The organism is Arthrobacter sp. SD1074B (assembly GCF_056780195.1).
Genome location: NZ_JBRAZT010000001.1, coordinates 2,127,874 through 2,147,207, shown reverse-complemented (window position 1 = coordinate 2,147,207; position 19,334 = coordinate 2,127,874). Strand labels below are relative to the sequence as shown.

Annotated in this window: 15 protein-coding genes; 10 read left to right on the top strand and 5 right to left on the bottom strand. The window is 68.4% G+C overall.

What is annotated here, in order from left to right; translation table 11 throughout:
- The first annotated feature begins 62 nt into the window (after positions 1–62).
- The 6 genes from ruvA (at position 63) to ACUYM2_RS09865 (ending at position 7,914) form a co-directional block, all read left to right on the top strand.
- Positions 63–716 (top strand): Holliday junction branch migration protein RuvA, encoded by a 654-nt coding sequence (gene ruvA, locus ACUYM2_RS09890; RefSeq protein ID WP_481599902.1) that lies wholly within the window; start codon positions 63–65, stop codon positions 714–716.
- The gene (gene ruvB, locus ACUYM2_RS09885) at positions 709–1,830 is read left to right on the top strand and encodes a Holliday junction branch migration DNA helicase RuvB (protein WP_481599901.1); all 1,122 of its coding nucleotides are present in this window, start codon (positions 709–711) and stop codon (positions 1,828–1,830) included. The genes ruvA and ruvB overlap by 8 nt, the downstream gene beginning before the upstream one ends.
- A 241-nt stretch (positions 1,831–2,071) precedes the next feature.
- Positions 2,072–2,500 carry a preprotein translocase subunit YajC gene (gene yajC, locus ACUYM2_RS09880; protein ID WP_481599900.1) on the top strand — a complete coding sequence of 143 codons (429 nt, stop codon included), beginning with the start codon at positions 2,072–2,074 and terminating at the stop codon, positions 2,498–2,500.
- Positions 2,501–2,606: 106 nt separating this feature from the next.
- Positions 2,607–4,367, top strand: coding sequence for a protein translocase subunit SecD (gene secD, locus ACUYM2_RS09875; RefSeq protein WP_481599899.1), 1,761 nt, complete (start codon positions 2,607–2,609; stop codon positions 4,365–4,367).
- Positions 4,368–5,375: a protein translocase subunit SecF gene (secF, locus tag ACUYM2_RS09870; RefSeq protein ID WP_481599898.1), complete on the top strand. Its 1,008-nt coding sequence runs from the start codon at positions 4,368–4,370 to the stop codon at positions 5,373–5,375.
- Between the two features lie 145 nt (positions 5,376–5,520).
- The gene (locus ACUYM2_RS09865) at positions 5,521–7,914 is read left to right on the top strand and encodes a RelA/SpoT family protein (protein WP_481599897.1); all 2,394 of its coding nucleotides are present in this window, start codon (positions 5,521–5,523) and stop codon (positions 7,912–7,914) included.
- Here the strand turns inward: ACUYM2_RS09865 and ACUYM2_RS09860 are convergent.
- The 3 genes from ACUYM2_RS09860 to ACUYM2_RS09850 all read right to left on the bottom strand — a co-directional run bounded on the left by ACUYM2_RS09860 (position 7,911) and on the right by ACUYM2_RS09850 (position 11,278).
- Positions 7,911–8,537 (bottom strand): type IV toxin-antitoxin system AbiEi family antitoxin, encoded by a 627-nt coding sequence (locus tag ACUYM2_RS09860; protein ID WP_481599896.1) that lies wholly within the window; start codon positions 8,535–8,537, stop codon positions 7,911–7,913. The two genes, ACUYM2_RS09865 and ACUYM2_RS09860, sit on opposite strands and share 4 nt — an antisense overlap.
- Positions 8,538–8,739: 202 nt before the next feature.
- Positions 8,740–10,410 carry a DUF349 domain-containing protein gene (locus tag ACUYM2_RS09855; RefSeq protein WP_481599895.1) on the bottom strand — a complete coding sequence of 557 codons (1,671 nt, stop codon included), beginning with the start codon at positions 10,408–10,410 and terminating at the stop codon, positions 8,740–8,742.
- A 61-nt stretch (positions 10,411–10,471) separates the two neighbouring features.
- Complete coding sequence (locus tag ACUYM2_RS09850) at positions 10,472–11,278, bottom strand: peptidylprolyl isomerase (protein WP_481599894.1); 807 nt, start codon at positions 11,276–11,278, stop codon at positions 10,472–10,474.
- Between the two features lie 221 nt (positions 11,279–11,499).
- Here ACUYM2_RS09850 and hisS point away from each other — a divergent pair, with 221 nt between their 5' ends.
- Entirely contained in the window at positions 11,500–12,864 is a 1,365-nt protein-coding gene (hisS, locus tag ACUYM2_RS09845) for a histidine--tRNA ligase (protein ID WP_481599893.1), read from the top strand.
- 30 nt (positions 12,865–12,894) lie between these two features.
- Here the strand turns inward: hisS and ACUYM2_RS09840 are convergent, their stop codons facing one another.
- Entirely contained in the window at positions 12,895–14,181 is a 1,287-nt protein-coding gene (locus tag ACUYM2_RS09840; RefSeq protein ID WP_481599892.1) for an APC family permease, read from the bottom strand.
- A gap of 96 nt (positions 14,182–14,277) precedes the next feature.
- On the opposite strand from ACUYM2_RS09840, the gene aspS reads away from it, so the two are divergent.
- Both aspS and ACUYM2_RS09830 read left to right on the top strand, forming a co-directional pair.
- On the top strand, positions 14,278–16,059 hold the full coding sequence (gene aspS, locus ACUYM2_RS09835; protein WP_481599891.1) for an aspartate--tRNA ligase: 1,782 nt from the start codon (positions 14,278–14,280) through the stop codon (positions 16,057–16,059).
- A gap of 82 nt (positions 16,060–16,141) precedes the next feature.
- Positions 16,142–16,930: a GNAT family N-acetyltransferase gene (locus ACUYM2_RS09830; RefSeq protein ID WP_481599890.1), complete on the top strand. Its 789-nt coding sequence runs from the start codon at positions 16,142–16,144 to the stop codon at positions 16,928–16,930.
- Between the two features lie 100 nt (positions 16,931–17,030).
- Here the strand turns inward: ACUYM2_RS09830 and ACUYM2_RS09825 are convergent, their stop codons facing one another.
- Positions 17,031–17,678, bottom strand: coding sequence for an acVLRF1 family peptidyl-tRNA hydrolase (locus ACUYM2_RS09825; protein WP_481599889.1), 648 nt, complete (start codon positions 17,676–17,678; stop codon positions 17,031–17,033).
- A gap of 213 nt (positions 17,679–17,891) precedes the next feature.
- Here ACUYM2_RS09825 and ACUYM2_RS09820 point away from each other — a divergent pair, with 213 nt between their 5' ends.
- A complete protein-coding gene (locus ACUYM2_RS09820; protein WP_481601460.1) occupies positions 17,892–19,196 on the top strand; it encodes a replication-associated recombination protein A in 1,305 nt (434 codons plus the stop codon).
- Positions 19,197–19,334: the final 138 nt, after the last annotated feature.

The window sequence follows — 19,334 nt, the reverse complement described above, 5'->3', positions numbered from 1 at the left end:
GTATTCGTAGATATGTTCGGATAGCCGGCTGCCAACCCAGCCGTAAACCCAGGAGCCAGGCCTTGATCAGTTTTCTCCGCGGAACCGTAGCGCACGTTGGCCTGTCCTCGGCAGTGATCGACCTCAACGGCGCCGGCATGAGCGTCAACGCGACGCCGCAGACCCTCAGCAAGCTCCGCGTCGGCGACGAGGGCAAGCTGTTCACCTCCCTGATCGTGCGGGAAGACTCCCTGACCCTCTTCGGCTTTTCCAGCGACGACGAACGCGAGGTCTTCGACGTGCTGCTCAGCGTCAGCGGCGTCGGCCCGCGCCTGGCGCTGGCGGTCCTGGCCGTCCACGAACCCGAGGCGATCCGCGTGGCCGCGCACTCCGGCGACGGCAAGGCCTTCACCAAGGTGCCCGGCATCGGACCCAAGGTGGCCGGCCGGATCGTGCTGGAACTGGCCGGAAAGCTGGTGCCGCACGGCACGCCCGGGAGCCCGGACGGTGCCGCCGTCGCCCTGTCCGCCGAAGCCGTGTGGAAGCCCCAGGTGGTTGCCGCCATGACGAGCCTGGGCTGGTCCGAGAAGGACGCCACCGCCAGCATCGACAAGTCGCTGGCCGACTCACCCGAACTGGCAGAGCAGGGGAACGTCGCGGAAATCCTCCGCGCCACGCTCCGCTGGCTGGGCCAGGACGGCGCCCGCGCCGGAAACCGGGTAGGCGCCCGTGGCTGAGCCGTCCCTGGTGGCCGGGGGAGAGGAACCGGAGGAGCGCGCCATCGAGGCAGCCCTCCGGCCGAAGAACCTGCACGATTTCGTGGGCCAGCACCGGGTCCGCAAACAACTCTCGCTGGTGCTGGAGGCCTCCCGGATGCGCGGCCGCAGCGCCGACCACGTGCTGCTGTCCGGCCCTCCAGGCCTGGGCAAGACCACGCTGTCCATGATCATCGCCGCCGAGATGAACGCCCCGCTGCGGATCAGCAGCGGCCCGGCGATCCAGCACGCGGGGGACCTGGCCGCCATCCTGTCTTCTTTGTCCGAGGGCGAGGTCCTCTTCCTCGACGAGATCCACCGCATGTCCCGGCCGGCCGAGGAAATGCTCTACATGGCGATGGAGGACTTCCGCGTCGACATCGTCGTCGGCAAGGGCGCCGGCGCCACCGCGATCCCGTTGGAGCTGCCGCCGTTCACCCTGGTCGGCGCCACCACGCGGGCAGGGCTGCTGCCCGGGCCGTTGCGGGACAGGTTCGGTTTCACCGGGCACCTCGAGTTCTACTCCGTCGAGGAGCTTGAGCTGGTGCTGCGCCGCTCGGCGGGGCTGCTGGACCTGAAGGTCAACTCGGCCGGGTTCAGTGAGATTGCCGGCCGTTCCCGCGGCACGCCCCGCATCGCCAACCGCCTGCTGCGGCGCGTCCGGGACTGGGCGCTGGTGCACGGCGTGGAGCAGATCGACGCGCGGGCGGCCTCGGCGGCCCTCGACATGTACGAGGTGGACAAGCGTGGCCTGGACCGCCTGGACCGTGCAGTCCTTGAGGCGTTGATCACCAAGTTCGGCGGCGGTCCGGTGGGCCTGTCCACCCTGGCGATCGCCGTCGGCGAGGAAACCGAAACGGTGGAAACCGTTGCCGAGCCCTACCTGGTCCGGGAGGGCTTGCTGGGCCGGACACCGCGCGGGCGGATTGCCCTCGCCCCGGCGTGGACCCACCTGGGTTTTGCCGTGCCCGCCGGCGCCTTCGGCCAGGACCCGCTGGAGCTGTTCCAGGCCGGCGCCGCCGGCGCGGAACCGGCCGGTTTTGGCCGCGCCGTCGGTGAAGAAGCCGATCCGGAATGGATCCGTAATAGTCATTAGCACTCGCTAGTGACCTTTTCCCTTTAGACTGGTATGACGCTCGGCACGTTCGGGCCTTTGTTTCCGTGTGCGGCTACCGCCAGCCGCCGCCGGCCGGATAGGGTTCCCTGCCGGACGACCTGCCAGCAACGCTGCCGGGTTCTCTGCCAGACAACCTGCCCGCCAGGTGGCCGCGGAACGAAGCGGACGTTGCTGTGAAACCAGCTTGCAAGTACAGAACGGAACTTTCCCCTTGGATCCAATGACTATTCTCCTGTTCGTCATGCTCGGCGTGTTCGTCTTCATGATGTTCCGCCGCAACAAGAAGACGCAGCAGCAGCAGGCAGAGCTCCAGTCGAAGTTCGGCACCGGCGTTGACGTCATGACCAGCTTTGGCCTCTTCGGCCGCATCGTTGAGATCGACGAGGCCGAGAACAAGGTTGTCCTGGAGCTCTCCCCGGGCAACACCGCCACCGTGCACCGCCAGGCCGTCACCAAGATCGTCGAGCCGGTTGTTGCCGCCGGTGAGCCCACGGTGGTTCCCGACGACGCCTCCTCGCTGACGCTCGGAAAAAGCGATGCCTCCGTCGACGGCGTCGACGGTGCCGCCGCCGCCAGTGACCTGCCCCGGAACGAAACGCCTGACGAAACCCTGCGCCGCCTGAACGATGAGGGCAAGAAAGACAGCTAGTCTGCCTCCTGAGCTATCCCGCGGAGCTACGGTGCGCGGGCATCCGCCGGTGCCGGCCTGACAGGCCGCACCGGCGGTTCCTCCGTAAACAATAGAAAGATCGACAATGGCACGAACTGGCCCCAAAAACTCAGCCCTCAGGGTGCTGGTCTGGCTTGGCGTTATTCTCGCCGTCCTGACGGCCGTCCTGGCGGGCGGCACTATGGCCGGGCAGGCGAGCTGGGCTCCGAAGCTGGCCTTGGACCTTGAAGGCGGCACCCAGATGATCCTGGCGCCCAAGGTGGCGGGCGGTTCGGACATCAACGAAGAACAGCTCAACCAGGCCGTGGCGATCATCCGCCAGCGCGTGGACGGCTCCGGCGTCGCGGAGGCCGAAATCAGCACGCAGTCCGGCCGCAACGTCGTCGTCAGCCTTCCGGGAACCCCCTCCAAGGAGACCCGCAAGCTGATCCAGGCGTCCGCCGACATGAATTTCCGCCCGGTCATCCAGGCCGGCGCCGGAGCGGCGGTGCCCCCTGCGTCCCGGACACCGGAAGCGAAGCTCCCCAAGCCCACCGCCGCGCCGAAGAACAGCAGCGACGAGAACTGGATTACCCCGGACGTCTACAAGAAGTTCGAGGCGCTGGACTGCGACAACCCGTCGCAGGACAAGCAGGAACGCTCCGATCCGGCCAAACCGCTGGTTACCTGCGAGCCCGCCGCGGACGGCCGGCCCGCGATCAAGTACATTCTCGGGCCGGTTGAGGTCAAGGGTTCCAACATCAAGACCTCCTCCTTCCAGCTGCAGCGCGGCGCGCAGGGTGCCGTGACCAATGAGTGGGCCGTCGACATCCAGTTCGACGAGGAGGGCACCGCCAAGTTCAAGACGATCACCGAGCGGCTGAACAAGTTCTATGTCGACGCCGGCGGCGAGACCGGATCGGACCCGAAGTCGCAGTTTGCCATTGTGCTGGACGACCAGGTCATCTCCGCGCCGCGGGCCCAGGCCGTTATCACCGATGGCCGCCCGCAGATCACCGGCGGCTTCACCGAGCAGTCCGCGAAGGCCCTCTCCGACCAGCTCCGCTTCGGCGCGCTGCCGATCAGCTTTGAGATCCAGAGTGAACAGCAGATCTCGGCAACCCTCGGCGGCGAGCAGCTCCGGATGGGCATGTTGGCCGGCCTGATCGGCCTGCTGCTGGTTGTGGTCTACTCGCTGTTTCAGTACCGGGCCCTCGGCTTCGTCACCGTCGCCTCGCTCGTCGTCGCCGGCGCGCTGACCTACCTGGCGATCGCCATCCTCGGCTGGACAGAAAACTACCGCCTCTCGCTGGCCGGCGTGGCCGGCATCATCGTGGCCATCGGCCAGACAGCGGACTCGTTCATCGTCTACTTCGAGCGCATCCGCGACGAGCTCCGTGAGGGCCGCGGACTGGTCTCGGCAGTGGAGAACGGCTGGAAGCGCGCCAAGCGGACGGTGCTGGCCTCCAAGGCCGTCAACCTGCTGGCCGCCCTCGTGCTCTACTTCGTGGCGGTGGGCAATGTCCGCGGCTTCGCGTTCACCCTGGGCCTGACCGCTATTGCCGACCTGATCGTCGTCTTTATGTTCACCCACCCGACCCTGCAGCTGCTGGCCCGCACCAAGTTCTTCGGGGAAGGCCACAAGTTCTCGGGACTGGACCCGAAGCGGCTTGGCGCCGTGCCCCTTTACCGGGGCGCGGGACGGATCCGCACGCCGGAGGATAAGCCGGTCGTGGCCACACGCGCCAAGAACACCGGCGCCGCGGCCGAGGCCGAACGCCGGATGACCATTGCAGAACGACGCCTCGCGGAAAGGCAGGAACAGCTTGCCGGTTCCTCCAAGAGCACGTCCAAGGAGGGCAAGTAAATGGCCAGTTTCGCTACGTTCGGTAACGAGCTATACACGGGCAAGCGCTCGTACGATTTCGTCGGATCCAAGAAGATCTGGTTCCTGATTGCCGCGGTCGCCGTCGCGCTGTCCATCCTGCTGCCGGTCGCCAAGGGCGGCTTCAACCTCGGTATCGAGTTCCGCGGCGGTTCCGAGTTCACGGTGTCCAATGTCAAGGACCGGGACGCCGGCCTCGGCGAAAAGGCCGTCCAGAATGTCGTCCCCGGCAGCCTGCCGCGCGTTGCCAACGTCGCCGGCAACACCATGCGCATCCAGACGGACAAGCTCACCGACGATGAGACGCTCCGGATCAAAGAAGGCCTCACCAAGGCCTACGGCGTGACCGACAACGAGGTCACGTCCACGTTCGTTGGCCCGACGTGGGGCGCGGACGTGACCAAGCAGGCGCTGCTCGGCCTGGCGATCTTCGTAGGCCTCGCCGCGGTGCTGATGGCCCTGTACTTCCGGACCTGGAAGATGTCGCTGTCCGCCCTCGCCGGCATGGTGGTGACGATGTTCATCACCGCCGGGGTGTACTCGCTGAGCGATTTCGAAGTGACCCCCTCTGCGATCATCGGCTTCCTCACGGTGCTCAGCTACTCGCTGTACGACACCGTGGTGGTCTTCGACAAGATCCGGGAGAACACTTCGGACCTGCAGGCGTCCACCCGCCGCACCTTCGCCGAGGAAGTCAACCTCGCCGTCAACCAGACCCTGGTGCGTTCCATCAACACCATGATGGTGGCCATCCTGCCGGTCGGCGCCATCCTCTTCATCGGAGCCGGCCTGCTCGGCGCGGGAACGCTGCGCGATCTCTCGCTGGCACTGTTCGTGGGCATCCTGATCGGCACCGCCGCGACCATCTTCGTGGCGGCCCCGCTCTACGCCTGGTTGCGCCAGGGCGAGCCGGATTTGATCAAGCAGGCCAAGCGCGTGCAGCAGCGACGTTCGGAGAATGCCGCCAAGGCGGCACCCGCCACGGCGTAGCCCAAAAGGCACCGCCGCAGCCGCCCGACGGGCCGGCGAACGTCCCCGCGACGTTCGCCGGCCCGTCGGACGTTGGCCGCCGGTTATCGAAGTGTCCGGCTCCGGGAATAGACTTGAATAATTAACGGGTTTGAGAGGTGCTTCATTGGAAGAACGTTCGACGCCGGTGCCTGCAGCCCCGGCGGATAAGGCTACCGCCCAGGGCTCACAGACTGGTGTGGTGGCTGCCGGACGCCCGGACGCCGCGGTGCCCGTCGATAACTCCGGAACCCGGCCTACCTTCCCGGGACGCCGCGAACGCACCCGCTCCCGGCTCGCTCGCCTGACCGGCCGTGGAACGCCGGCCTATTCGCCCATCCTGGAGCCGCTGCTGCGCACCGTGCGCGCCAACAACCCCAAGGATGACTTTGAACTGATCCAGCGGGCCTTCGTCGTCGCCGAGCGCTGCCACCGCGGACAGAAGCGTAAGAGCGGCGACCCCTACATCACCCACCCCGTGGCCGTGGCCACGATCCTGGCCGAACTGGGACTGAGCGGGACGACGCTGGCGGCTGCGCTGTTGCACGACACCGTCGAGGACACCTCGTACACGCTGGAGGACCTCAAGGGCGAGTTCGGACCGGAAGTCGCCATGCTGGTCGACGGCGTGACCAAGCTGGACAAGGTCAGCTTCGGCGAGGCCGCCCAGTCCGAGACCGTGCGCAAGATGGTCGTGGCCATGGCCAAGGACATCCGCGTCCTCATGATCAAGCTCGCCGACCGGCTGCATAACGCCCGCACCTGGCGCTTCGTCTCGGCCGAGTCCTCGGCCCGCAAAGCCCGGGAAACCCTGGAGATCTTCGCTCCGCTGGCCCACCGGCTGGGCATGAACACGATCAAGTGGGAACTCGAGGACCTCTCTTTCGCCGCGCTGTACCCCAAGGTCTACGAGGAAATCGTGCGTATGGTGGGGGACCGCACCCCCGAACGGGAAAAGAATCTCGCCGTCATCCGCAACCAGATTACCGAGGACCTGCGCGCGGCCAAGATCAAGGCAACGATCACCGGCCGGCCCAAGCACTATTACTCCATCTACCAGAAGATGATTGTCCGCGATAAGGACTTCGACGACATCAACGACCTGATGGGTGTCAGGGTGCTCGTCGACTCGGTGCGGGACTGCTACGCCGCCCTCGGTGCCATGCACTCACGCTGGAACCCGCTTCCGGGCCGGTTCAAGGACTACATCGCGATGCCCAAGTTCAACATGTACCAGTCGCTGCACACCACGGTGATCGGGCCGGGCGGCAAGCCGGTGGAGATCCAGATCAGGACCCACGAGATGCACCGACGCGCCGAATACGGCGTCGCGGCGCACTGGAAGTACAAGGACCAGCCCAACCGCACGGCGGCCGGTCCGGGAAGCCCGCGCGACGGTGACATGGGCTGGCTGCGGTCCCTCGTGGACTGGCAGCAGGAAACCTCCGATCCCGGGGAGTTCCTCGACTCGCTGCGCTTCGAGATCAACGCCCGCGAAGTGTTCGTGTTTACGCCCAAGGGCGAGGTTATGGCCCTGCCCGCAGGTTCGACGCCGGTGGACTTCGCCTACGCGGTCCACACCGAGGTGGGGCACCGGACCATCGGTGCGCGCGTGAACGGCAAACTGGTCCCGCTCAACAGCGAACTCAACCACGGCGACTGGGTGGAGATCTTCACCTCCAAAGCCGAAGGCGCCGGCCCCAGCCAGGACTGGCAGCACTTCGTCAAGAGTGCCCGGGCGCGCAACAAGATCCGGCAATGGTTCAGCAAGGAACGCCGCGAAGAAGCGATCGACCGCGGCAAGGAGCTGCTGACCAAGGCAATGCGCAAGCAGAACCTTCCGTTGCAGCGCCTGATGACACACGACGCCCTCGCCGCGATCGCCGAGGACTTCAAGTACACGGACATCTCAGGGCTCTACGCGGGCGTGGGCGACGGCCACACCTCGGCGCAGTCCGTGATGGAGCGGCTGGTCGAAAGCCTCGGGGGCAACGACACCCCCGAGGACGACCTCACCGAGGTCTCCATTCCCGCCCAGGTCAGCAAGACGCGGTACTCGGACTCCGGCGTCGTGGTCCGCGGCGTCGACGACGTCTGGGTGAAACTGGCGCGCTGCTGCACCCCGGTGCCGCCGGATCCGATCCTGGGCTTCGTGACCCGCGGCTCCGGCGTCTCGGTGCACCGGACCGACTGCACGAACGTCTCCGGCCTGATGGACCAGCCGGACCGGATCGTCGAGGTCGAGTGGGCGCCCACCCAGTCCAGCGTGTTCCTGGTGGAAATCCAGGTCGAGGCTCTGGACCGCAAGTCCCTGCTCTCCGACGTTACCCGGATCCTCTCGGAGAACCACGTCAACATCCTGGCCGCGAGCGTGCACACGTCCACCGACCGTGTGGCGATCTCCAAGTTCGCCTTTGAAATGGGCGATCCGAAGTACCTGAGCCACGTGCTGAGCGCCGTCCGGCGCATCGACGGCGTCTTCGACGTCTACCGCACCACCGGAAACCGCCGCCGCAGCTAACATTCCGGCGCTGGCAGCCCTGCCGGCAGCTCCGCCGGGGCCCGCTGGCATGCATGTCCCGCGCCGGTTCCCGCCGCGTCCAACAGCGCCGCCAGCTTGGCGAGGGCGGCCCTCTTGTGCGGCATCCGCGGCGTCGCGCCCACCGCGCGGAGGAGCAGCCGCAGCCGCACATCCAGTTCCGGCGCGGCCAGGAAGGCTGCCAGCGCCGGCAGGGCACGCTCGGGCTCCACGTGAAGGGCGATGTCGACCGCGGTCCGCAACGGACTGGAAACCATGAGCCCGCCGAGGCTGACAACGTCGAACGGCCCCAGCCGCACCTCATGGAAACTGCAACCGCGAACGGCGCGGAGGCTCGAAATACGGCGGTTGGCGTCCACGAGCAGGGCCATCCGGTCCGGTTCGCCGGCGCAGCCGTAGATCCAGGCCGCCGTCATCCGCCCCGCCACCACGCGTTGCCGGAGGTGCGCCGGAATGGTGCCGACCGCCGCCCGCGCCCGCAGCTGCGGTGAGGGGACGGCACCGGGAGGGAGGTAGCCGCGCTGCGAGAGTTGGTTCAGCACGCCGTCGGAGGCCATAGCCTGCAGTTCCGGCCAGGAGAACAGCGTCCCGGGCGAGTACAGCACTGGCGCGCCGCCGGGAGCGCCGGCAGCCGGCGGCCCAACGGGCGGGTGACTGGCGGCAGGTGGTCTGCCGGGTGGGGGACTGTCGGCGGGGTGGCCGGGCATCGGGGTCATTCAGCCATGGTGCCGCCCTGCCCGGACACGGAACAGGCCCCGCCCCGGTCATGTGGATAACCGGTTTGGGGCCTGTTGCGGGTTGCTGCGGCTAGGAGAGTTCGCTGGCGGAACGCTCCAGCTGCTCCAGCCATGCCTGGCGTGCTTCCAGGGCTTCCCGGGCCGCCTTGATCTTGCGCTCGTCGCCGGCTTTCTCGGCCTTGGCGAGGTCTTCCTTGAGGCCGGCGATGGCAGCTTCCAGCTGCGTCAGGGCGCTGTTGGTGCGTGCCTTCGTTTCCGGGTTGGAGCGCTTCCAGTTTTCGTCCTCGGCGTGGCGGACGGCGTCCTCCACCTTCCGCAGGCCGGCTTCGATGCGCCCCATGTCCGCCCGGGGAACCTTGCCGGCTTCCTCCCAGCGGTCGCGGATCGACTGCAGCGCCTTCTTGGCCGCGGCCAGGTCCTTGATGGGGAGCAGCTCATTGGCCTCCACCAACAGCGCCTCCTTGACCTTGAGGTTGGCGCCGTACTCCTGGTCGATCTCCTCGTTGGCCGCCTGGCGGTTCGTGAAGAAGACGTCCTGCGCTGCCCGGAAACGTGCCCACAGGGCGTCGTCATCCTTGCGGCTGGCGCGCGGCGAGGCTTTCCACTGGTCCATCAGCCGGCGGTACTCGCCGGCGGCGAAGCCCCAGTCGGTCGAGGAGGACAGTGCCTCCGCCTCGCCGATCAGCTTTTCCTTGGCGGCCTTGGCTGCCGAATTGTTGCTGTCCAGTTGGGAGAAGTACGCCCGGCGGTGGCGGTCGAAGACGGTGCGGGCGGCGCGGAACCGCTTCCACAGCGCGTCCTCATTGCTCCGGCCGAGCCGGACACCGCTCTTCTGCGCGGTCTTCCAGCTCTCGAACAGTTCATTCATCCGGGCGCTGGAGGTCTTCCATTGGATCTGCGCCGGGTCATGGCCGGCGATTTCCTCGGCCTCGGCCACGATCGCTTCGCGTGCGGCGAGCTCGGCGGCGCGGACGGCGTCATGCTCGGCCTTCTCCGTCTTCTCCAGCTCGGTGATCTGGCCCGACAGCGTGTCCAGGCGTCCCTCGGCGGCACGGAGGTCGCCCACCATGTTCCGCTCGGCCAACAGTTCGCGCAGGTGCGTCACGGTCTTCTGCATGTCGGTGGCGGGAGCCTTGGACGCGACACGCTGCTCCAGCAGCACGATCTGGGCGACGACGTCATCGTATTTGCGGGCGAAGTAGCCCAACGCCTCGTCGTCGCTGACACCCGGGTACTGGCCGACGGGGTGCTCCGCGCCATCGATCGTCAGGAACACGTGGCCGTCGCCCTCGACGCGGCCCCAGCGTGCTGCCTCGGCGAGCGAGGAGGCGCTGGAAGCCGGGGTGGCGGCCGGCGCGGCAACAGACGGCGACGCCTTCGGGCGGGCGGCGAATGCGGCAGGCGACGGGGCCGGGCGCGCTGCGGGCGCAGGACTCGGCGTCGAGCTGGAAGCCGGCGCCGAGCCGGAAGCCGGTGCTGCTGCGGCGGCAGGCTGGGGCTCAACCTCAGCCTCAGCCGGGCCGGCTGTCGGGTCGGACACCGGAGCGCCGGCAGGCTCGGCCGCCGGCTCGGCAGCCGGGGCGGGCTCAGCTGCTGCGGGCTCGGGCGCCTCCACCGCCTCCGGGCTGGCGCCGGCGGGTGCGGCGGCAGGCTCGCTGGTCGCGCCGCTCACCGCAACCTCGGCTTCGGTCTCGTTGGCAGCTGCTGCCACTGTTTCGTCGGATTTCTGACTGTCTGTCACCGCTAGAAGTCTTTCGCTTGGAGGGAAATACCGGCACCGTGGCCGCTAGGGCCCCGGCTGGTTACTTCAGAGAGAACGAGTCTATCGTGACTGGTTCCACAGGCGCGCCGTCGGTGGCGCTGGCGCCCGGTTTGACACCGGCTGCTGCGATCTTGCTGACCACGTCCAGCCCGGACGTGACCTTGCCTACCACCGTGTAGCCGCCGGCAGCGTCCGCCGGGATCACGGTGTCTTTGTAGACGATGAAGAATTGCGTCCCGTTGCCATAGGCGTTTCCGCCGGTCCGTGCCACGGCGATGGTGCCGGCCGGGTACTTGTTGTCGGCCGGGGTGTTCTCCAGCGGGCCCCAGGTGTACGCGGGATCGCCGTTGCCGTCCCCGGACTTGGAGCCGCACTGCAGCACGCCGAAGGATTCGCCGGTGGTGAGGCGGTGGCACGTGAGGCCCTTGTAGAAGTTCTGGTCCGCGAGCGATTTGAAGACGGCGGCTGCTTGCGGGGCCTTGGTGCCGTCGAGTTCGACGCCCAGGCTGCCACGGTTCAGGGTCAGGGTGCCCTTAAAAGTCTTCCCGGCCGCCGTTTCAGGCTTGGGGATGTTCGCCCCGTTGCTCGCGGCGGGGGACGGCGTGGCGGACGCCGACGGGCTCTGCAGCCCGGCCTCCGCGGCCTTGAATTCGTCCTCGCTCGGGTTGCTGGAAAATACCGTCAGCTGCAGCACAACGGCGAGGACCAAGGCGGCGGCTCCGCCGGCGGTCGCGAGGATATTGTCGCGCTTGCGGCGTTTGTCCTGCTCCCGGCGGAGCTCCCGCTTTGCCTCCATTTGCTGGATGCGCCGCTTGGCTTCGCGGGCGCTCCGTGAACTGGCCGCCAAAAGTCCTCCTGGTTGTAGGGCCGCAGACCGGGCCGCGGCATCGCCGCCGAACCGGGTGCAACACGCAAGCTGCCGGCAGCTCCGCCCGCCGCGCGCATTAGAGATGCACGCGGCAAAAAGCATAAACTGGCTGCCGCACACAGTTTATGCACGACTGGCCGGTCTGCGCGCGACGCCGCGGCCGTTGTACCGCCGTCGTTATCAGAGGAGAAAATTCCACCATGGCACGCACCGCCTCCCTGTCCGGATTCCCCGAGTGGCTTCCCGAGGAGCGGCTGGTGGAGCTGCATGTGCTGGACACACTGCGGCGCACCTTTGAACTGCACGGCTTCTCCTCGATCGAAACGCGTGCCGTGGAGACCGTGGGCCAGCTGCTCCGCAAGGGCGAAATCGACAAAGAGGTCTATGGCCTCAGCCGGCTGCAGGACGACGACGACGCCGGCGCAGCCGCGACTAACGCTGCCGCCTCCCACAAGGCCGATCCGCACGCCTTGGCCCTGCACTTCGACCTCACCGTGCCCTTTGCCCGCTACGTAGTGGAGAACGCCGGCTACCTGGCGTTCCCGTTCCGCCGGTACCAGATCCAGAAGGTCTGGCGCGGGGAGCGCCCCCAGGAGGGCCGCGCCCGGGAGTTCACACAAGCGGACATCGATATCGTGGGCGACGGCGAACTGCCGTTCCGCTATGACGTTGAAATCGCGCTGGTGATCGCCGAGGCGCTGGGCGCCCTGCCGATTCCGGACTTCCTGCTGCGGGTCAACAACCGCAAGCTGGCCGAGGGCTTCTACAACGGCATCGGCCTGACCGATACCGCCGGGGTGCTGCGCAGCATCGACAAGCTGGAGAAGATCGGGCCGGCCAAGGTGGCCGAGCTGCTCAAGTCCGAGCTCGGCGCCACCGAGGAGCAGGCCCAGGCCGCCCTCAAGCTGGCCGGAATCCGCACCGGGGACACCTCCTTCGTGCAGCAGGTCCGGGCGCTGGGGGTGAGCAACGAGCTGCTGGAGGAAGGCTTGAACGAGCTGGAGCAGGTCATTGCCGCCGCCGTCCAGCGCGCCCCGGGCAAGGTGGTAGCGGACCTCAGCATCGCCCGCGGCCTGGACTACTACACCGGAACCGTGGTTGAAACCGTCCTGGTGGGCCACGAGCAGCTCGGTTCAATCTGCTCCGGCGGCCGCTACGACGCACTGGCCAGCAAGGGCAACCGGAAGTTCCCCGGCGTCGGGCTCTCAATCGGTGTCACCCGGCTGGTGTCCCGGATCCTCAGCCAGGAGTTGGCCAAGGCATCCCGCGCGGTGCCCACCGCCGTGCTGGTGGCGCTCACCAACGATGAGAGCTGGGGCGCGGCGCAGGACGTCGCCGCGCAGCTGCGCGCCCGGGGGATCGCCACCGAGGTGGCGGCGAAGGCCGAGAAGTTCGGCAAGCAGATCAAGTTTGCGGACCGCCGCGGCATCCCGTTTGTTTGGTTCACCGACGACGAGGGCAAGCACCAGGTCAAGGACATCCGCACCGGTGAACAGGCCGACGCCGATCCGGCCAGCTGGTCGCCGGCCGAAGAGGACCTGCACGTCCGCGTTACCCGGGCCTAAGCGGGCCCCGCCCGGCCGATCCGGACCGAGTTACGGTGTCCGCCGCCGCAGCACCAGGAAGCGCCCGGCGATCCCGGCCGCGAGCACGGCCGCCATGCCGAACACCGAGGCAGGCGGCAGCGTGAGGGCCAGGACCACGCAGCCGGCGAAGCCGAGGGCATTGAGCCAGCGCGGGGCCAGCCGGCGGCGGCCGGTGAGGGTGAAGGCGGCGGCATTCGCCACGGCGTAGTAGACCAGCACGCCGAAACTGGAGAAGCCCACCACCGTCAGCACGTTCGTGGTCAGCAGCAGCACGATCACGGCGGCCGCGACGGTCAGCTCGGCCACGAACGGGACGGTGTGCGCCCCGCCAACCCTGGCCAGCGGAGCGGGCAGGTCACGCTCCCGCGCCATCGCCATGGTGGTCCGGCCCACACCGGTGATCAACGCCAGCAGCGCGCCGAGGCAGGCGGCGGCTGATCCCGCCTGAACCACGGGGCTGCCGGCACGCAGCGCCGAGCTGGTCACGGCGTCCAGCAGCGGCGCGGAGGAGCGCGCCAACTGGTCGGCCGGCAGGTGCCACTGCAGTAGCGCCGCAAGTCCGAGGTAGATCAGGAAGGCCCCGCCCAGGGCGGCGAGGATGGCCCGCGGAATGGTGGTGGCGGGGTCCTTGACCTCCTCGCCCAGGGTGGCGATCCGGGCGTACCCGGCGAAGGCAAAGAAGATCAGCCCGGCGGCGGGCAAAACGCCCCACGCGCTCCCGGTGTCGCCGGCCGGTATCGCTCCAAACGCCCCGCCCAGTGCCGCGGGTGCGCCTTCCGGGTGCGGGCCGATGAGCGCTGCTGCCGCGACAAATGCAAGGGTGGCGAGCACCACGGCAAGCAGGATCCTGGTCAGCAGGGCCGTCCGGGTAATGCCAAGCAGGTTCACGCCGGTCAGCACCACGACGGCGGCCACCGCCACCGGGGTGGCGAACCCCGGCGCCAGGTAGTGCCCGAGGGTCAGTGCCATCGCCGCGCAGGAGGCTGTTTTGCCCGTCACGAAGCCCCAGCCGGCGATGAAACCCGGCCATTCGCCCAGCTGCCGGCGGCCGTAGACGTAGGTGCCGCCGCTGGAGGGATACCGGGCGGCCAGCTGTGCGGAGGCCACGGCATTGCAGTAGGCCACCAGGCCCGCCACGGCCACGGCGACGGTCAGCAGCGGCCCGGCGAGGGCCGCGGCGGGGGAGAAGACCACGAACACCCCCGCGCCGAGCATCGAGCCCAGGCCGATCGCGGTGGAATCAAGGACGCCCAGGCGGCGCTGCAACTGCCCGGGTGTCGGCGGAGGGCTTGCCATGGCGGGTGGGGCCTTTCCAACGGGTAAACTCGAACGGGACCGTTCCCGTAGCGGTCCTATTTAACACCACCCTGTTTTCCTTCTGAAAGGCGAGCTGTGCTGCGCACACACGACCTCGGATCCCTTCGCTCCGAGCACATTGGACAAACCGTAACCCTCGCCGGCTGGGTCGGCCGGCGTCGTGACCACGGTGGTGTCGCATTCGTGGACCTGCGCGACGCTTCGGGTGTCGCCCAGGTGGTTGTCCGCGAAGAAGAGGTCTTCCACGGCCTGCGCAACGAGTTCGTGCTGCAGGTGATTGGTACCGTCTCCAAGCGCCCCGAGGGGAATGAGAACCCGGCGCTGGCCACCGGCGAGATCGAGGTCATGGCCGAGAAGGTCACCATCCTCAACACCTCCGATCCGCTGCCGTTCCAGATTGACGAGCACGTTGAAGTGGGTGAGGAAGCCCGCCTCAAGCACCGCTACCTTGACCTGCGCCGTCCCGGCCCGGCCCGCAACCTGCGCCTGCGCTCCGAGGCCAACCGGGTGGCCCGTGAGCTGCTCCACCAGGACGGCTACGTTGAGATCGAGACGCCCACACTGACCCGTTCGACGCCGGAGGGCGCCCGCGACTTCGTCGTTCCCGCCCGCCTGGCGCCGGGTTCCTGGTACGCGCTGCCGCAGTCGCCGCAGCTGTTCAAGCAGCTCCTGCAGGTCGGCGGCTTCGAGAAGTACTACCAGATCGCGCGCTGCTACCGCGACGAGGATTTCCGCGCCGACCGCCAGCCGGAATTCACCCAGCTCGACATCGAAGCCAGCTTCGTGGAGCAGGATGACATCATCGGCCTCGGCGAAAGCATCGTGAAGGCGCTGTGGAAGCTGATCGACGTCGAGATCCCCACGCCGATCCAGCGCATCACCTACAACGACGCGATGGCCCGCTACGGCTCGGACAAGCCGGACCTGCGCTTCGGCCTGGAGCTGACCGAGCTCACCGAGTTCTTCAAGGACACCAACTTCGGCGTCTTCAAGGCCCCTTACGTGGGTGCCGTCGTCATGCCGGGCGGCGCCTCGCAGGCCCGCCGGGCCCTCGATGCCTGGCAGGAATGGGCCAAGCAGCGCGGCGCCAAGGGCCTCGCCTACGTCCTGTGCAAGGAAGACGGCGAACTTGCCGGCCCCGTGGCCAAGAACCTGACCGAGACCGAACGCGCCGGCCTCGCCGACGCCGTCGGCGCCAAGCCGGGCGACTGCATCTTCTTCGCCGCCGGTGAGAAGACCCCGTCCCGTGCGCTGCTCGGCGCCGCCCGGGTCGAGATCGGCCACCGCACCGGACTGATCAACCCGAGCGATTGGGCCTTCTGCTGGGTGGTCGACGCACCGATGTTCGAACCTGCAGCGGCGGCCGTCGCGTCCGGCGACGTAGCCGTGGGCGGCGGCAAGTGGACGGCCGTGCACCACGCCTTTACCTCGCCCAAGCCGGAATTCATGGACAGCTTCGACACGGACCCGGAAACCGCGCTGGCCTACGCCTACGACATCGTCTGCAATGGCAACGAAATCGGCGGCGGCTCCATCCGTATCCACCAGGGTGACATCCAGGAGCGGGTCTTCAAGGTCATGGGCCTCTCGCACGAGGATGCCCAGGAGAAATTCGGCTTCCTGCTGGAGGGCTTCAAGTTCGGCGCGCCCCCGCACGGCGGCATCGCGTTCGGCTGGGACCGTGTAGTCTCGCTGCTCGCCGGCGTGGACTCCATCCGCGACGTCATCGCGTTCCCGAAGTCCGGCGGCGGCTACGACCCGCTGACCCAGGCACCCGCTCCCATTACCGCGCAGCAGCGCAAGGAGGCCGGCGTCGACTTCAAGCCTGAGGCCAAGAAGGACGACGGCGCCAAGTAGCCTGACGTGATCAGCAACGGCTCCCCGGGAAACCGGGGAGCCGTTGCTGTGAAACGGGCAGTTCTTTACGAAGGATACAAACATGGGTGCAGTACCCGGGCTTGAGGCCCTGATGGACGCTGCCTGGCCAGCCGCCGAACGGGAGGAGTCCGGCGGCTGGGTGCTCCGCGCCGCCTCGGGCGTCACACAGCGTGCCAACTCCGTCTGGCCACGCCAGCCGGGAGCTGACCCGCATGCGCAGCTCGCCGCGCTCCGGCACTCCCGGCTCTGGTACCGGGCCCGCCGGCTGCCACTGATCTTCCAGGTCTTCGACGACCCACGCTCTGCGCAGCTTAACTCCCTCCTCGACGCCGACGGGTTCACCCGACAGTCGGAAACCCTCGTCCTGGTCCGGGACGGCGGCATTCTTGCCCCGGGTTCGGGCCGCGACGTCGAACTCTCCACGGAACCCTCCGGCGAGTGGCTGCAGCTGTGGTGGAGCGTCGACGGCCGCGGCGACGAGAGGGCCCTGGACGTGGCCCGCGGCATCCTGACGGGTTGTACCTCGCTGTACGCCCTCGTGCGGGACGACGACGGCGCCCCCGCCGCCGTCGGACGCCTTGCCCTGTCCGTCGCGGAACCTGGCAGTCCCCAGTGGGGTGGGCTCTACTGCATGGCGACCCGCCCCGGCGCGCGCCGGCGGGGCTACGCCTCCCGGGTGCTGCACGCATTGCTGGGCGAGGGGACGCGCCTGGGCCTGGCCGGTTACTGGCTGCTCGTCACGGCCGCCAACACCGGGGCCCGTGAACTCTACGCCCGCGCCGGCTTCGAGGAGTCCGGCCGGTATCTGTACCGGCAGGAGCGGCCCAAGCGGCACCTGACCGGCTGCTGACCGCGGATCCCTCGGTCGGTTTCGATGGCTCCCTGCGCACAGTGTGTTTGCCAGCATCGAACCGGCACGGACCCTCGAAACGGGCGGGAGGGGCCAAACCCTATGCCGGCGGATCGGTGACCATGATCCGCACCGCGCACAGGTTCGCTGCGGCCTTCTTCAGCACGGCCGCGCGCGGGTCGGGGACGTCCAGGAACGGCAGCCGGACCAGGGCCGCGTAGCGCTTGAGGACCGGTTCGGCCAGCACCTGCCCGGCCAGCGTGCGGTCCCCGCCCGGGACGAGATATTCGACACCCTGGTCCTCGAAGATACGGGCGGCATGGTCGGCCACGGCTTCCACCAGGGCATCGGCCTGGTTGGCGCGGCGCCGGGCAAAGCGCTGCTGCGACCAGCCGCCGGCCGCGGTCCGGGACTGCACGTGCCGCGTGCCGGTCTTGGAAGCCAGGACCCGTCCCTCGGACACCACCGCCACCGAGTACCCGCCGCGGCGCACCAGGACCACGCCAACCCGGCGCGGCTGCGACGCCAGCGACGCCAGCCGGGCCACGGAATCATCGCCACGGCCCGGGCGTCCGCCGTCCGGCCATGGTGGCTGCAGCAGCGCCGCGGCGCCGTCGGCTGCCAGCAGCCGGAGGCCGTCGTTGTCCGGTTCTTCTCGCAGTTCCCCGTGGCTCGCCCGGAACCGCTCCACCCAGCCGGGCAGCCGGTCGCCGGAGACAAATGCCACACGGGTATCGAGGCTGGCCATGGCAGGGATCTCCGTTGTGCGGTTGCGGGGGACGGCCGCCGTGTCAGGACGGACAGGAACTAGAAGTAGCCTATCTATGTGGATGATCTCTTTGGCGCAGGGCAGGACAACGCGTCCGCAAACAACGACGTCGATGCCGAAGAGCCCGGCGACGGCAGCTCCCCGAGCGGCACACCGGCCCGCTCCGCGCCGCGCAGTCCGCTGGCAGTCCGGATGCGGCCCCGGAGCCTTGACGACGTCGTGGGCCAGCAGCACCTCCTGGGCCACGGCTCGCCGCTGCGGCAACTCGCGGCCGGCACCGACGCCACCGGACCGGCCGGCCCGAGCTCCCTGATTCTCTGGGGACCCCCCGGCACCGGCAAGACCACCCTCGCGCACGTCATTGCCAAGGGCCCGGGCCGGAAGTTCGTCGAGCTCTCCGCCATCACCGCCGGCGTGAAGGACGTCCGGCGCGTCATGGACGAAGCGCTCACCGCGCGGGACCTGTACAAGACCACCACCGTACTGTTCCTGGACGAAATCCACCGCTTCAACAAGGCCCAGCAGGACGCGCTGCTGCCGGGCGTGGAGAACCGCTGGGTGGTCCTGGTCGCGGCCACCACGGAAAACCCCTCGTTCTCCGTCGTGTCGCCGCTGCTGTCCCGCTCGCTGCTGCTGACGCTCAAGCCGCTCACCGACGCCGACGTCGAAGGGCTGCTGCGGCGGGCCGCCGAGGACGCCCGCGGCCTGGGCGGCAAGGTGGAGCTCGACGAGGAAGCACTCGCCCACCTGGTCCGGCTTTCCGGCGGGGACGCGCGCCGGGCGCTGACGGCGTTGGAGGCTGCAGCCGGCGTCGCGTTCGGCGACGCGGACGACGTCGGAGGGGCGGGCGGCGATGCCCCCGTCAGAATCGAACTCAAGCACACTGAACGGGCCCTCGACGTCGCGTCGGTACGCTACGACCGTGCCGGCGACCAGCACTACGATGTCGCCAGCGCCTTTATCAAGTCCATCCGCGGCTCCGACGTCGACGCCGCGCTGCACTATTTGGCGCGGATGCTGGAGGCGGGCGAGGACCCCCGGTTCGTGGCCCGGCGGATCGTGATCTCCGCCGCCGAGGACGTCGGCATGGCCGACCCCACCGCCCTGCAGACCGCGGTGGCGGCCGCCCAGGCGGTGCAGTTGATCGGCATGCCCGAGGGACGCATCATCCTGGCCGAGGCGGTGGTCCACCTCGCCACCGCGCCAAAGTCCAATGCGGCGTATCTGGGGATCAACCAGGCGATCGCCGACGTCCGCGCCGGTCTCGGCAACGGCATCCCGGCGCACTTGCGGGACGCCCACTACCCAGGGTCCAAACAGCTGGGCCACGGTAAGGGCTACAAATACGCCCACGACGCGCCGCACGCCGTGGCCACGCAGCAGTACCCGCCGGATGACCTCGTAGGCCGGAACTACTACGAACCCACCGCGAACGGCGCCGAACGCGACATCTCCACCCGCCTGGAGCGGCTCCGGAAGATCATCCGGGGCAGGTGAACCTCTGGTAGGATGGATCGTTGTCTGGCAAGGCACGGACGCACAATCCACCAGTTCCCAGCGGTTCACGCTGATTTGATGGGTTCGCCCTGTGCCCAGTAGCAAAAGGCAGCGGTTGGCCGATGCTCTCCATCGTGG